The following is a 14,657-nucleotide window of genomic DNA, read 5'->3' on the forward strand; positions in this document are numbered from 1 at the left end:
TTGCTCTACCTCCCTATCGTTATTGTACTTTGTTCTCTTCGTCAATCCCTTTGCGTAATGCATTCCAGGCCAGAGTGGCACATTTGATGCGTGCAGGGAACTTGTTCACACCGGATAGGGCTTCGAGATCTTCATAATCGTCGAAATCGACTTCTTCACCTTTCATCAGTGAGGAAAAACGGTTAGCGATATCGAGTGCCTGCTCCATCGTTTTGCCTTTGACAGCCTCCGTCATCATCGATGCAGAGGACATGCTGATGGAGCAGCCTTCACCCGTATATTTGGCTTCCTGAACGATTCCGTCTTCCAGCAAAATTTGCAGTGAAATCCGGTCGCCGCACGTTGGATTGTTCAAATTCACCGTGACAGCGTCATTATCAAATGTTCCGCGGTTACGCGGGTTTTTGTAGTGGTCCATTATAACACGTCTGTACAGATCATCAAGTTGCATCGCCAAAATACTCCTTTGTCTGGATTAAGGCGCTGACAAGCCGATCTACATCTTGTTCGTTATTGTATAGATAGAAGCTGGCACGAGCTGTTGAGCTAACTTCAAGCCAGCGCATTAGCGGTTGACAGCAATGGTGTCCGGCACGAATGGCTACGCCACTCGCATCCAGCACAGTTGCCACATCATGCGGATGAACATCCCCCAGATTAAAGGTAACAACACCCACATGCCGCTTGGCTGGGCCATAGATGGTTAACCCATCGATCTCGGCCAGTCGTTCTGTTGCATAAGCTGCCAGCACACTCTCATGATGTGCGATCTCATCCATACCAATCTGCTCCAGAAAATCAATGGCAGCTCCCAACCCTACCGCACCTGCGATAATCGGGGTTCCACCTTCGAACTTCCAGGGAAGTTCTTTCCAGTTGGATTCGTACAGACCCACATCATCAATCATTTCACCGCCGAACTCAATGGGTTCCATGGACTCCAGCAGCGCCTTTTTGCCGTAGAGTGCACCGATTCCGGTTGGTCCGCACATTTTATGACCGGATAATGCATAGAAATCACAGTCCAGATCCTGAACGTCCACCTTCATGTGAGGTGTGCTTTGTGCGCCATCAACAACGATGACAGCACCATTGCGGTGCGCAATTTCAGCAATTTGTTTCACAGGATGGATCAGACCCATAACATTGGATACATAAGCGATGGCTACAATTTTAGTATTGTTCGTAATCGTCTTCTCGACATCAGCCAATTCAATATGACCGTCAGGCTGAAGCGGGATGTATTTCAATGTTGCACCTGTCTCCTTGGCAACCTGCTGCCAAGGAATCAGATTACTATGGTGCTCCATTTGCGTGATAACAATTTCATCGCCTTCTTTGCAATTGGCGCGGGCATATGATGAAGCCACCAGATTCAGGGCTGTCGTTGTCCCGCGAGTAAAGATAATCTCCTGTGTACTACGGGCATTGATAAACTTGGCTACCTTCTCCCGTGCGCCTTCGTAAGCGTCGGTTGCACGGCTTCCAAGGGTATGAACACCGCGATGTACGTTGGAGTTCTCATACTCATAATAATGTTTGACTGCTTCGATCACAGCACGAGGCTTCTGTGAAGTCGCAGCACTATCTAAATATACGAGCGGGTGTCCGTTAATTTCCTGGTGGAGGATCGGGAACTGCTCGCGAATGGACGGGTTCATTGTCCCAGCTTCTTCTCAATCAGGGACTGCAATTGGGTGCGCAGTGCTTCCAAAGGAATATCCGCCACCACCGGAGCCAGGAAGCCATAGATGATCAGGCGTTCGGCATCCGTACGGTTAATTCCGCGCGACATCAAGTAATGAATCTGCTCGGCATTGACTTGACCAACAGAAGCCGCGTGACCTGCTGTTACATCATCCTCATCAATCAGAAGGATTGGGTTGGCGTCTCCACGTGCTTTAGGGCTCAGCATCAACACTTTCTCTGTCTGCTGTCCATCGGCTTTGGTAGCGCCTTTCTCAATCTTCGTGATCCCGTTGATGATTGCAGAAGCTTCTTCACGCATAACTGCACGTGTAATCATCTGACTTGGTGTATTCTTACCGAAGTGACGAGCTTCTGTGGTGTAGTTGATTTTCTGTGAACCGGAACCTACAGCGATGACTTTGGAATCAGAACTTGATCCATTGCCTTTAAGCACAGTCATCGTGTTGCTCGCTGTATCGCCATTGTTCATTTCGCCTACAATCCACTCGATCGAAGCATCATTATCCAACACTGCACGACGGAATGAAACATCAGTTACATTCACACTCAGTTGATGAACCGAAGCGTAACGTACTTTAGCACCGGATTTTGCGAATACTTCCACAACACCATTATGGAAAACAGGTGCGGACAATTCGCCAGATACATAGTTATCAACATAAGTTACTGAACTGTTTGCTTCTGCAACCACCAGCACGTGAGGTGCAAACGTTGCAGATGCGTCATCCGTAAGCAACACTGCTTGCAGTGGTACTTCGATTTCGACATTTTTCGGAACATACAGGAAGACCCCGCCATTCCAAAGTGCCGCATGCAATGCAGCGAGAGAATGCTCATCCGCTTTCACCGCTGTGTTCAGATATGGTTTTACCAGATCGCCATGTTCCCGAACCGCTGTAGCCAGATCCGTGAAGATAACTCCTTTTGCCGCCAGATCAGCAGACACTTTAGAGTATACCGTACCGGAATTGCGCTGGATAACCAGACTGCCTTCAGCTTGATCCTGAACCAGATCTTTGATAGAAGCAGGTACTTCTGTCAAAGAAGAAATAGCTTCACTTGTTTTATATGTTCCGTACTCGCTGACATTCCAGCGTTCGATTTTTTGTTTTTCCAGTTTAGGAAGCGCAAGCCCGCTCGCAAGCTTTAAAGCTTCGAGCCGCTGTTCGGTCAACCAGCCGGGTTCATTGTTGCTTTCCGACAAGGCGCGAAGCGCTTCAGATTCAACCGGAAGAATTGTTTGTGTAGTCATTGATTAATCCTCCTCCGTTTTGTCTTTACGCTTCTTGACCTACAGTTTCGTCTGTAATTCCCAGCTCTTCCTTAACCCAGTCATATCCTTCAGCTTCCAGACGGTGTGCCAGTTCAGGTCCGCCCGATTTCACGATACGACCTTGCATCATAACGTGTACGTAGTCAGGAGTAATGTAGTTAAGCAGGCGTTGATAGTGAGTGATGATCAAGAAACCACGATCTTCGCTCTTCATTGCATTTACACCGTTTGCTACGATTTTCAGAGCATCGATGTCCAGACCGGAGTCAATTTCATCAAGTACTACGATTTTCGGATCAAGCAGCATCATTTGCAGAATCTCGTTACGTTTTTTCTCACCACCGGAGAAACCTTCATTCAGGTAACGGTGAGCGAACTCAGGGTTCATGTCGAGTTCTTTCATTTTACCTTCCATTTGACGAATGAACTTGATCAGGGAGATCTCGTTACCTTCGCCGCGACGTGCGTTAATTGCACTACGCAAGAAGTCGGAGTTTGTAACACCTGCAATTTCACTTGGGTATTGCATAGCCAGGAATAGACCTGCACGTGCACGCTCATCTACTGCCATATCCAATACATCTTCACCATCAAGTGTAATTGTACCGTCAGTTACTTCATATTTCGGATGGCCCATCAATGCAGAAGCCAGAGTTGATTTACCTGTTCCGTTCGGACCCATGATTGCGTGGATTTCTCCACCTTTCATTTCCAGGTTGATGCCTTTCAGGATTTCCTTACCTTCGATCGTCGCTTTCAGACCTTCAATGACGAAATTCGTAGCCATGTGTATTGTTTCCCTCCATTGATTAAATTGATGTTTACTGTCGAAAACGAAAAAGCGCCTATTATATCTGAACAGGGCTTCCCCTGAATTTCTCTTGTACTCGATTCCTTAAAGCAAGAACACTTTAGAATAATTCTAAACTGATTCTCAATGATAATCAAGCTATTTCCTCAGAGTGTATATTCCTTGCAGGAAACATTATTCTTTCTGATTCTATAATAAATACCAGATTGAATCAAATGAGAAAACATCTCCCGCCAAGATAGACAGTGAGAAAAATCACAGAAAATCAAGCTTTTATCTTATCTGCTATACACTAATCCAAAAAAGGACTTATCCATATTATGGACAAGCCCCTTCATTAATAATATTACAATTTGAGCATCTCGTTAATCTTCTGTACCTGTTCGTCAAAATCCGCAACGTCCACTACCGGCGTCATTTCGCGCGGCACCGGACCATTCAAAATAGAAATCCATGAACGACAACCGTTATATTCAGGCAGTACTGGGATTTCCATCGGTTCTTTCAAAAGGTACACACGTAAAATCAATACATGGAGCGGATCTTTCCGTTTCCATTTCAAACGGTCTTCGGCAAAATCCGCTGTCCACATATGAAAGTCAAGAAGTCGATCCAGCATCTCCTGATCTCGTATCTCCAGATCCTGCGTTACTTCGGCATATGCAGTAATACGGATTGTCGAAGCTTCGGGCACCCATTCGGCCAGTGATTCTTCAACATAGGATTGATCCGAGGACTTAATCAGTTCTTTACGCTGATGTTCATAAGTCGGATACAGGTAAAACGCTGGACTTTTCAGCTCAAAATGTCGGGTTTCCTCTACAATACCACCTTTGCGCATCACCATAATTTGGCGACCCGTTTCCAATGCTTTGATTGCAGAAGCCCATTCTTTTAAAGCCGGTATCGTTGGTTCTAACATAAGCGGTTCCCTCCCCTATCATTCTTGTCAGCAGTATAGACGCTCAGGGCGTTTCTGACAACAAAGATCCGAGCTCAGAAAGCTTACGTAAGAGAACCACTTGTATTAGGCAAAATCTTGGCTATATTAACCCAGGAAAGAGCGAAGCATCCACATGTGTTTCTCCAGGTCGGCCTTGAAGCCTGTCAGCATATCGGATGTTGGTTGATCTTCAGCTGCATCTGCAACTTCGATACCTTCCTGATATTCATTCGAAAGTGTAGCGAAGTCCTCGATGAGGTTTTGCACCATTGTTTTTGCGTCTTCTCCGCCTGCTGCTTCCTGAATAGAAGAAAGCTCCAGATACTCTTTCATTGTAGCCGCTGGGCTACCTTTCAGCGTTAGGATACGCTCTGCGATTTCATCCATTTGTACTGTAACTTCGTTGTAGAACTCTTCGAATTTCACATGCAACGTGAAGAAGTTAGGTCCTTTAACGTACCAGTGATAGTTATGGATTTTAACATACAATACGTTCAGGTTAGCTACCTGACGATTAAGTACTTGTTCCACCGATTTTGCTTGATCTGTTTTGTTTTTTGTAGCCATATTAATCCCATCCTTTATTTAAAATTAGTCTGTCATGGCATGATAAGCAGGTTGTCCCGCAATGCATAACAGAGAGTTAATAATGTGTCACCGCTTGCTAGCGGAGAGGCTTATGAACAGTGTTTCTCTCAACTGTCCGGCCTATTTGTTTTTACCCTGGAACAGGAAGTTCGAATCAGGATCAACTTGGCTTGTCTCAAAAAAAAGTTCAAAAACCGCGCTATTTCCGATATACTGACATATACCAAGCAAAGAAGTGGGTTTTCCTGTTTCTTCATATATATGGAGGTGGCACCTTTGTCCCAATATCGCCCGTTTACCCCCCAGGATGCAATTGAACTGGCCAAAACATTACCGGGTCCATTTGCGGCAGATGCAAATCTAGATTGTCACGAGATCGGCGACGGCAATCTGAATTTGGTATTCCACATCACGGATCAGAACTCCGATAAAAGTATCATTATCAAACAGGCGCTTCCTTATGCGAAAGTGGTTGGAGAATCATGGCCGCTCTCTCTCGTACGTGCCCGCATTGAACGTGAGATTCTTCAGGAAGAGTATCGTCTGTGTCCAGGGATGGTACCCGAAGTGTATCATTACGATGATGACCTCGCGTTAACGGTTATGGAAGATCTAAGTGATCATGTGATCATGCGCAAAGGCCTGATTGAAGGTGTTTCCTATCCTCTTTTTGCACAGCACATTGGGGAATTCATGGCAAGAACGCTGTTCTTCACATCCGACTTGGGCATGGATCAGCAATTGAAGAAGGAACAACAGGGCAGATTCATTAATCCGGACCAATGCAAAATAACGGAGGATCTGATCTTTGATGAACCCTACCGGATCGCCGAGAAAAATAATTATGATGTTTCCATTGAAGACGAGGCTGAAGCCCTTCGCACAGATGGAGAGCTTCACCTTGAAGTGGCCTTGCTGCGGGAAAAATTCCTGACACATGGGCAGGCATTGCTTCATGGAGATCTGCATACAGGCAGTATTTTTGTTACACCTGAATCGACCAAAGTCATCGATCCCGAATTTGCATATTACGGCCCCATGGGATTCGATGTTGGTGCAGTCCTCGCGAACCTGCTCTTGAATTACGCATCCCTGCCAGGATGGATTCAGGATGAGACTGCTTTGCGTGAACGTGAGACGCTTTTGCTGAACATGGTTCGTGATGTATGGACTGAATTCGAATCTCGTTTCCGTGCCCTCTGGGTTAATGACCTCGTTGATCCGATGGCAAAAACGCCAGGCTATCAGGATCTGTATGTACAACAATTGTTCAGAGATTCCATTGGCTTCGCAGGTGCCAAAATGGTTCGTCGTATCGTTGGACTCGCTCACGTGGCGGATATTGATACCATTCCAAATGCGACTGAACGTGAACATGCTCAGCGTAAAGCATTGTCCATTGGTAAAGCATTGATCAAGAACAATCGTCGCTTGAATACCATCGGCGAAGTACTGGATATTGTATCCACAGCTGTTACTACTACTAAGGCTTAACATAAGGAACGGAGGAACCACCCATGACAACCCCTGAATATCAGCCTCTGTCCTCTCTCATCTGGAAAAAGGACAAGCTTGAAATGCTTGACCAGCGTCTGCTGCCCGAAACGATCCTCATGTTGAAACTGTATACACCCGAGGAAGTATGGGAATCCATCCACTCCATGAAAGTACGCGGTGCTCCGGCGATTGGTATTGCTGCTGCATTTGGTGTTGTATTGGGTGCCAAATCATATGACGGAACGACCATTCAAGGTTGGTTGGACCACGTGAAATCCATATGTGCTCATCTGGCCACTTCCCGTCCAACAGCGGTGAACCTGTTCTGGGCATTGGATCGCATGATGCAAAAAGCAAATGAGGTCGTTGAATCCGGCCTGAGCCTGGATGAGGGCAATGATGCTCTTGAAGTAGAAGCTCTGTTAATTCAGAAGGAAGACGAAGAAGTATGCCGCATGATCGGCGAGAATGCACTGCCTTTATTCGAAGATGGCATGGGTGTTCTCACTCACTGTAATGCAGGCGGACTGGCTACTGCGAAATACGGTACGGCAACTGCTCCAATGTATCTCGCACAGGAACGTGGCATTCACCTGAAAGTATTTGCAGACGAAACTCGTCCTGTACTTCAGGGTGCACGCCTGACTGCATTTGAGTTACAGCAAGCCGGCATTGACGTCACGCTGCTCTGTGATAACATGGCAGGCATGGTGATGTCCAAAGGCTGGATTCAAGCTGTTATCGTCGGAACAGACCGTGTGGCAGCGAACGGTGACGTAGCTAACAAGATCGGAACCTACAGCGTAGCCGTGCTTGCCAAGGCTCACAATATTCCGTTCTATGTAGCCAGCCCATTGTCGACCATCGACTTGTCCACTCCATCCGGCGACCTGATTCCAATTGAGGAACGTGCCGCGGAGGAAGTGACCGAAGGATTTGGTAAACGTACAGCACCGCAAGGTGTTAAAGTATTTAATCCAGCATTTGACGTAACGCCTAACGAATATGTAACAGCTATTATCACGGAAAAAGGCGTTGTTCGCGCACCTTTCCAAGAAAATCTGGCTGCCTTGTTCGCGAAGGAAGAAGTTTAATTAAATGGAAAGCGTTCGTGTGTATAGAGGTGGGAGCTACGATGTGCCAGGCTCTGTATTACGACGCTAAAGAAGGGCTTCCCATATGGGGAGCCCTTTTGTTAGTGATTAGATCATTTTCAACAAAGCTTCTACACCCGTCATGCCAACCGTAATGCCCATGGCCTCGGCTTCTGTTGTCACCGACTCCATAGGTGCATGCAGCAACTGCTCCAGTGTACGCACACCAACCGCCCGAGCTGCAATAATTTTGCGATCCCCGAGCTTCTCATTAAGTAATCCCACGTCGAGTGCTCCGCACATGATATATCCTTTGGATGTGTTAATGGTCAACAACGTTGTTTTGGGCAGTTTGACTTCTACCCCAACCAATACATGCTCTCCAACTACAATGGGCTCCATCGTCACCATAATTTCCCGATCCACCTCCTCTTCCACAGGTCACGATAATTGTATGCCTCATTCTGGATTGTCGTGTGGACACCTGCCGTGTTTGAGAAAATGTAGGTACTTACAGTTCAATTGTTGGTAATTCTCCTCGCAGACTTTAGTAGAAATATGCTTTCATTGAAATAATCATACCACCTCTCCAACATGTGTTTTTTTGTTTTGCGCGTTTCACGCACTCAACTGGTTAACGTCATATTAAAATAGACGCAATTATGAGCGCCTTCACTGTATGTACTTATAGGGTAATAAGACAGTTGCAATTTATCATCTCAAATTTATTCAGTTTATTATCATGTTACTTTTCAATTTTTTTCTGTAATTTAACAAGGGGATCAATAATCCCCTTGCATTTATCACCATGCCATTTTTAAAAATTATTATTAAAACGCTACCCAACCATTGGTAGGTGTCATATTAGAATGACTGGTAGTGAAAGAGTAATATCTATGTGATGGCGTTGAAGCTTTAATGTTTATTCCTAATGTATCGCTTAAAAAGCCAGCAGCCCCTGTTGCTCTCATAGTCCAAGTGCCCGATGCATTGAAGTAGCCCTCAGAAATGAAACCCGGACTATTGTTTGATGTTTCGCTCAAAAGATATAATGGATTCTTATTCGTATGACCTTGTATAACTTGAAGAGGTTTTACTGCCACGCTTCCATTGTGCTCCCAACTGACTGTCAGAGTGATAGTGGTTGTATCAATGCCAAAAGCTGCTAATTTAACAGAGCGGCTAACTGATGCATGTTGATTGGCTTGTGCGGCTAAAGCATTCGTTGAAAATTGATTTGCTTGACTATCTTCTGTTGTGATAGTCTCAACTTCAATAGAAATTTCCTTATACTTGTCTTCATATAATGAACCCTCCTTACCAGATAACATATCGCCTATCGCATTTACATAATCTTCTGATGCGATAAAGTTCAGGAAAGCATTTTGCTTAGAGGGCCCTAAGTTGGTAAACTGTTCCAAAGTCTCAGTAGCTTCTGTATCTCCCTCACTAATAAGTTGATTTAAATAATTCACATATTCCTCAGCAGTATATTTTACTGGTTCAGATGAAGCATCTGCTAATGCCGTAGATGCAAATAACGTTGTTACTAGAACTAGTACTAGCGAACTTTTTGATAATTTCCTTAACATTGAATCAATTCCCTTCAATTGGTTATATAGTAGTATAGGCAAGGTGATATTAATATGTTACCATTAATTAGGAAGTTTGAAACAGTTATTCTAAATTTTCTCAAAAGGTGATGATAACTTGAAAAAAAATGGACTTATGTGGATTGTAATAGTTATAGTAGCTATAATGGTCGTTATGGGAATTTTATATTTTTTCGTTGAATCTGCATAAAGAATAAGGGAGATCTCTGAGATAATTATCTCTGATCTCCCTTTTGATTCTATAGTCTAAAGATAGTTTTTCTTACTTTCACCCAAAGATATGGTTTTTATAAATACCATCTATGAACACAAAATACCGAAGTAGAAAAAAAATCAGCTTATTGCTTCTTTTACTTATCTTTGCCTTCTTGAGAAATGATTGAAGTGACTACGCTACCCATCAATCCCTTTTTCCCGGCATGTCTGCAAACCTCCGTAAAGATATCTTGGATTACAACGTCAATCTCCCATACTTCTGTATAATCTCTTGAGAGCGTCATTCCCATTCCCAATATCCTTTTGCACACTATGAGTATTTATGGTTACTGGACTATCCCCAATCCATTTGCGACTCCTTACACAGGGAATAAACACCCACAAAAAAAGACCCCCTCATCCAAGGAAGGTCAAAGTGGGCCTACCTTAAAACGCATGCTCATCATTCTTTAATCGCCTTATCTCCGTTAACTCTCTTCTAATTCCTAGTACACGTCTATGAAGTACACTGCGGTCTATTGATTCAGCTACCGACTTTTTGAACTGGACATCCAAATCACTTAATTGCTCCTGAGCTAGTTTCTTTTTATGTATTGGTTTAACTTGAACTTTTGTAGTTTCAGGCTTGATAGGCTTCAATCTTTTCTGCTTCATAATCTGTTCAAATACACTGTCCTCTTGATGCATGGTCTTCATTCCTTAATGTGTGATGAACACATTGTATCATAACGAGAAGACGACTGTTACACAATAAAGTACAGATGCTTAGGGATGGACATGAGCCTAAACGCAAAAAAAAGAGGGCCAACGCCCTCTTTGATGATGTACTCATTTTATAAAATGTAAAAATACGCTTGATTTCCTGGACTCTTCACAATTACTGTGGTCACTAAATCACCGGCATCCAGTTTACGGATACTTGTGATCGAATCCAATTCTTCATTTGCAATAACTCTTGGTCGGATATACGCAGCCAGATCAGGCTTGGAAATTGTCATTTCAGTAGCCATATCGACAATCTGTCTCACATCTACTGTAGACTGCATATCCTTCCACTCTCGCACCTGAAGATAGCTATCCAAGTATTCTCTTTCCTTGATACTAATGTGGCCATCCAAAACATCCATATACTTGACCTCAATGCTGGAAAGCACATCAGGTCTGGAGATATATAATTGCCCAAGCTGTTCTTCCAAATAAGGAATCTCAAGACTGCCTGCCCTCTCATCATGATTTAATGCTCTGACTTGAAGAACACTATTCAGATCAGGCTTATTAACCTTAATCTCCGAAATCACAGTCGAATCACCATCGTACATGACCGTAAGCAAAGACCCCAACGTTGAAGTTGCTTTTATATAATTGGAGACTTCCAATGAAGCATGAAGATCTGGTACGGATACAATTAGACTCGTATCCCGTCCATCATCGAGCAGTTGTGATATCGTTAACGTACTAACTAGAGACATTTGTCTATCTACCGTAATAACTGAAGGCAAGTCAGGATGAGACACTGCGATTTCTACAGTTTTTTCATCGTCCAGACTTGTTCTAACGGCAAGATTACCGTCTCTATCCTTAGTTGTTCGTATGGCGGTAATGAACTGCGAATGAAGCTCGGGCTTAGAAATAGAAACCAATGTTTCCTTCTCTTCTGTCCTACTTTCAGCAATAGAAATGTTCGAACCTAGTTCTGCATCTATACGTTTAGCTATTGTCAGATCTACATCCAGGTACGGACGGCTGACTGCGATTACTTGAGGTATATCATGATGCATGTGATCCTCATAACGGTGGACGTACAACTGAGATTTGAGCCAGTCCAGCCCAATATCACTGTGTACAACTAACGTTGAAGCTATATCCTTGCGACCTGCACCATAAATAAAAACTTCACTTTCAATTTCGGTTCGACCGATGGAATAGATCTGAGAAGTGATATATTTGATCTGCAAAACAGGTGGTTTGGAAGACTCACGAGTGTTGAAATAGATCGGCGTGTTACCGCTAGACTGAATAATCATTCCAACATTCGAAATAATACCTTCTCTCCACATTCGAAGCAATGCCATCATATCAAACTCAACATAACGTTCAGTCGTATCCAGGATATAACTGGACGATAAGAGCTGAATGGACTGAGGCCTGTTCGCATACGTAATCCCGTACTCACGCCACAACGTATCAGGCTGATGCAACTCAATGTGTGCTCCAGGTGCCAGGGTTCCTGTGTAAGATAACCTCAATTTAGCGTCTTCCAGATATAAAAGATCAGGTATTCTAGTATCCAAATCACCGAAATGTATAAACGATTCGAATTGCTCTATCTCGTCTCTACCGATCATCATACGCTGTGTATCACCAAAGTTGAGCGTCTGCAGGTGAGTTTGGCTTCGTGTGGTCGCATCAGCAACAGGCTTAAGATTAACAGTTACACGCGGCGCTTCCAGTAATTCATATTTGCCGTGTGCACGGTTATGTGGGCGAACGTACAACATGCCTTCAAGATCAACTTTGGATGCCGTTTGAATGGTTGCGCCCAGATCTCCTTGCGACCTGTACATCACCGATAGCGAATTGCTCAATTCCTGTGACCGTCTGACGCGTACGGATACATTGGAGACGATCTCGCTAACTTTTCTTGTAGCAGCTATTAGGACCGAAGGCAGTTCTTCATCCACCTGATTGTACAGGATATACTTTGCTGCAAAACGATTTTCCGGACTTTTAATATGTATAAAACTATCTAATAGAGTCTCCCCGTTATTAATTTCACTCACTTCCTGTCTCATTGTATTGAGAGCTATACACGGTCTGCTGTGACCTTCATTTCAAAATTACCATTAGGATTCGGCTTGGCATGAATATCCGTTGCGATACGAATATAAAAATCGATGCTATCCTCCGTTTGGATCAGACCATAGGTCAGATAATCGATCGGAAGAAACGGGTCGGCCTGTCTGGATAATTGGACTTCAACACCATCCGTTTCGAATTTCTTATCCATCTCCAGGTATACATGATCCACAGCATAACCAAGCAAGTTTTTGATTCTGACTTTCTTTGTTAACGTCGTCTGTCCAGCAATGATCACCCCATAATCAAGTTGTTTCAAAATACCGCCAAAGGTATCTGACAGAAAGTCTCCAGACTCATCCATAAACATTAATCCTGAATACGATCCGATAAACTTGGTTTCCCGAGAGTCTACTGCACCCCAATAGTCCTGAAATTCAACCTTCAATATATTCTCTACGCCAAAATTAACATTTCTCTCGTCAATATTGAGTTCAATATTGAATGGTGAAGCTGCTAGTCGCGTAAAATTGCCATCCGCCGGATAATACGTTTTACCGTTCAACAACACGCGGTACTTAACCTTGCCTTGATCTGCATCATCAAGCACACCTGTAAGTTTGTTGCCAGAGAAGGTCAGGTCGATTGTGGCAGTGGTGTTTAACAATTGCAGTGACATATCTCTAAACTCCACCGCATTACGCGGTGCATCAACGATCATCTTCACTTCGTCCAGCGAATAGCTGTTTTCATAGTGCTTACTGCTATCGAAGTAATAGGCGATTCGTGTTAAAGCTATTAGATCCTTTTCAGGGATGGCGTTGAGTGTGTCCAGATTCATTCCTTTTCTTTTGAATAAGGTTGTATCCTTGATATCCAGATCAAGCCACTTGTTGAAACGGTATGTCTTCCATGTGAGCCCCGAATCGAACGAAGCAGCCATTCTTAATATACCTTCCGGACTGTTCTCCGTTACTTTCGTAACGACAACCTTCTTCACGTCTCCATATAACGCTATGTCTGTTGGTTGCACAATTAATTGCTCAAACGGTAGCGCGTTATACGTCAGCATCATGTCCCGATTACCGGCAATAACCTCTTCATCATTCGTCCACGTAACCACGTCAAAATCTCCCTCAAGTTCATCCAATGGGGAGTAGTTAGCCGTAATATTAAGTTCTGCTGATGCTTTGGATGGATCATCCGTGTAGTATAGAACATCTACACTATCACCCAACTCATCGTATATTGTAAAAGGTTCAGTTTCAATGGTGATCGTTGATTCTGTTGCTGATGGGTCATCAGTGTATTCGATGATTTTGATCTCTTTGTCTTCCCACTCTTCAGCTAAAGTGAAAGGATCGATTTCAATTGTTACTACTGATTCTGTTGCTGTTGGGTCATCAGTATAATAAAGCACTTCAATATCTTTGTCTGCCCACTCTTCTTCGAGAGTAAAAGGTTCGGTTTCGATGTTAAAGGATGCATTCAAAACTCTTGAATCTGTTGTGTAATAACACAATTCTATTTCGCCTACCAACTTTACCCACATGTCTTCTGGAATAGTAGTGATATCATCTATCCCGAATTCTTTATAATCATTTTCCGTTGGAATTGCATTAATCAGAGTTGTCCAGCTCGTGCCATTGATATATTTATATTGATCGGCATGGAAGACTAATGTTTTATATGAACCAGTAGCACCAAACTCACCAGAACTATCAATATCAATAGCATCTATCCAAATATTTGCGTTTTGATTATTTTTAATTTCAACAGTGTGAACTTTATTAATCAAACCCAGCTTTTCATAAGTAAGAACTTGATAAACTAATCCAGCATTCTGAGTGGTTTTTTCAACTACTCCATCTATGATGACACTAATATCACTACTACCAGTTGTATATTGAGCACCGATTAACCTGATTTTAGTACCCTTAAAGGTAAACTTAACAGTACTATCATTAGTCGATGCTAACATCGCTGTGTTGTTATATAAATCGCTAGATGCTGGTTTTGACCAACTACTTCCAGCGTAGGTGATTAGCTCATGTCGATCATCAATTCTCTGCCAACCCGATTCTGGAGATGGTAAAAATTGTCCTATTGTTGCCAT

The 14,657-nt window shown here is 43.5% G+C and carries 14 protein-coding genes; 2 read left to right on the forward strand and 12 right to left on the reverse strand.

Annotation, left to right across the window (positions count from 1 at the left end):
- Positions 1-19: 19 nt before the first annotated feature.
- The 6 genes from sufU to MHI14_RS21645 all read right to left on the reverse strand — a co-directional run bounded on the left by sufU (position 20) and on the right by MHI14_RS21645 (position 5,304).
- Positions 20-451, reverse strand: a complete 432-nt coding sequence (sufU, locus tag MHI14_RS21620; protein ID WP_249911234.1) for a Fe-S cluster assembly sulfur transfer protein SufU — start codon at positions 449-451, stop codon at positions 20-22.
- Complete coding sequence (locus MHI14_RS21625) at positions 441-1,661, reverse strand: cysteine desulfurase (protein ID WP_091032625.1); 1,221 nt, start codon at positions 1,659-1,661, stop codon at positions 441-443. Before MHI14_RS21625 ends, sufU begins: the two co-directional genes overlap by 11 nt.
- Positions 1,658-2,962, reverse strand: a complete 1,305-nt coding sequence (gene sufD, locus MHI14_RS21630; protein ID WP_249911236.1) for a Fe-S cluster assembly protein SufD — start codon at positions 2,960-2,962, stop codon at positions 1,658-1,660. Before sufD ends, MHI14_RS21625 begins: the two co-directional genes overlap by 4 nt.
- A gap of 25 nt (positions 2,963-2,987) precedes the next feature.
- Positions 2,988-3,770 carry a Fe-S cluster assembly ATPase SufC gene (sufC, locus tag MHI14_RS21635; RefSeq protein ID WP_062833524.1) on the reverse strand — a complete coding sequence of 261 codons (783 nt, stop codon included), beginning with the start codon at positions 3,768-3,770 and terminating at the stop codon, positions 2,988-2,990.
- Between the two features lie 370 nt (positions 3,771-4,140).
- On the reverse strand, positions 4,141-4,716 hold the full coding sequence (locus MHI14_RS21640) for a DUF1802 family protein (RefSeq protein WP_341131176.1): 576 nt from the start codon (positions 4,714-4,716) through the stop codon (positions 4,141-4,143).
- Positions 4,717-4,842: 126 nt separating this feature from the next.
- On the reverse strand, positions 4,843-5,304 hold the full coding sequence (locus MHI14_RS21645) for a Dps family protein (RefSeq protein WP_017689542.1): 462 nt from the start codon (positions 5,302-5,304) through the stop codon (positions 4,843-4,845).
- Positions 5,305-5,601: 297 nt separating this feature from the next.
- Here MHI14_RS21645 and mtnK point away from each other — a divergent pair, with 297 nt between their 5' ends.
- Together mtnK and mtnA are read left to right on the forward strand one after the other, a co-directional pair.
- A complete protein-coding gene (gene mtnK, locus MHI14_RS21650) occupies positions 5,602-6,819 on the forward strand; it encodes an S-methyl-5-thioribose kinase (RefSeq protein WP_249911828.1) in 1,218 nt (405 codons plus the stop codon).
- Positions 6,820-6,842: 23 nt separating this feature from the next.
- A complete protein-coding gene (gene mtnA, locus MHI14_RS21655) occupies positions 6,843-7,916 on the forward strand; it encodes an S-methyl-5-thioribose-1-phosphate isomerase (RefSeq protein ID WP_091032634.1) in 1,074 nt (357 codons plus the stop codon).
- A 108-nt stretch (positions 7,917-8,024) separates the two neighbouring features.
- Here mtnA and MHI14_RS21660 read toward each other — a convergent pair whose 3' ends face one another.
- From MHI14_RS21660 to MHI14_RS21685, 6 genes are all read right to left on the reverse strand, one after another.
- Positions 8,025-8,327, reverse strand: coding sequence for a YunC family protein (locus MHI14_RS21660; protein ID WP_017689545.1), 303 nt, complete (start codon positions 8,325-8,327; stop codon positions 8,025-8,027).
- 419 nt (positions 8,328-8,746) lie between these two features.
- Positions 8,747-9,508 carry a hypothetical protein gene (locus MHI14_RS21665; protein ID WP_133384171.1) on the reverse strand — a complete coding sequence of 254 codons (762 nt, stop codon included), beginning with the start codon at positions 9,506-9,508 and terminating at the stop codon, positions 8,747-8,749.
- 371 nt (positions 9,509-9,879) lie between these two features.
- Positions 9,880-10,035 (reverse strand): hypothetical protein, encoded by a 156-nt coding sequence (locus MHI14_RS21670; RefSeq protein WP_339309047.1) that lies wholly within the window; start codon positions 10,033-10,035, stop codon positions 9,880-9,882.
- Positions 10,036-10,171: 136 nt separating this feature from the next.
- Complete coding sequence (locus tag MHI14_RS21675) at positions 10,172-10,432, reverse strand: hypothetical protein (RefSeq protein WP_341131177.1); 261 nt, start codon at positions 10,430-10,432, stop codon at positions 10,172-10,174.
- Positions 10,433-10,578: 146 nt separating this feature from the next.
- Complete coding sequence (locus MHI14_RS21680) at positions 10,579-12,525, reverse strand: DNRLRE domain-containing protein (protein ID WP_339309046.1); 1,947 nt, start codon at positions 12,523-12,525, stop codon at positions 10,579-10,581.
- A 23-nt stretch (positions 12,526-12,548) separates the two neighbouring features.
- On the reverse strand, positions 12,549-14,657 hold the full coding sequence (locus tag MHI14_RS21685) for a hypothetical protein (protein WP_341131178.1): 2,109 nt from the start codon (positions 14,655-14,657) through the stop codon (positions 12,549-12,551).

The organism is Paenibacillus sp. FSL K6-2393 (genome assembly GCF_038002545.1).
Classification (GTDB): Bacteria; Bacillota; Bacilli; order Paenibacillales; family Paenibacillaceae; genus Paenibacillus.

Coding starts and splice junctions, on each gene's coding strand:
- sufU (WP_249911234.1), bottom strand. CDS start 451: ATGCAACTTGATGATCTGTACAGACGTGTTATAATGGACCACTACAAA.
- MHI14_RS21625 (WP_091032625.1), bottom strand. CDS start 1,661: ATGAACCCGTCCATTCGCGAGCAGTTCCCGATCCTCCACCAGGAAATT.
- sufD (WP_249911236.1), bottom strand. CDS start 2,962: ATGACTACACAAACAATTCTTCCGGTTGAATCTGAAGCGCTTCGCGCC.
- sufC (WP_062833524.1), bottom strand. CDS start 3,770: ATGGCTACGAATTTCGTCATTGAAGGTCTGAAAGCGACGATCGAAGGT.
- MHI14_RS21640 (WP_341131176.1), bottom strand. CDS start 4,716: ATGTTAGAACCAACGATACCGGCTTTAAAAGAATGGGCTTCTGCAATC.
- MHI14_RS21645 (WP_017689542.1), bottom strand. CDS start 5,304: ATGGCTACAAAAAACAAAACAGATCAAGCAAAATCGGTGGAACAAGTA.
- mtnA (WP_091032634.1), top strand. CDS start 6,843: ATGACAACCCCTGAATATCAGCCTCTGTCCTCTCTCATCTGGAAAAAG.
- MHI14_RS21660 (WP_017689545.1), bottom strand. CDS start 8,327: ATGGTGACGATGGAGCCCATTGTAGTTGGAGAGCATGTATTGGTTGGG.
- MHI14_RS21665 (WP_133384171.1), bottom strand. CDS start 9,508: ATGTTAAGGAAATTATCAAAAAGTTCGCTAGTACTAGTTCTAGTAACA.
- MHI14_RS21670 (WP_339309047.1), bottom strand. CDS start 10,035: ATGGGAATGACGCTCTCAAGAGATTATACAGAAGTATGGGAGATTGAC.
- MHI14_RS21675 (WP_341131177.1), bottom strand. CDS start 10,432: ATGCATCAAGAGGACAGTGTATTTGAACAGATTATGAAGCAGAAAAGA.
- MHI14_RS21685 (WP_341131178.1), bottom strand. CDS start 14,657: ATGGCAACAATAGGACAATTTTTACCATCTCCAGAATCGGGTTGGCAG.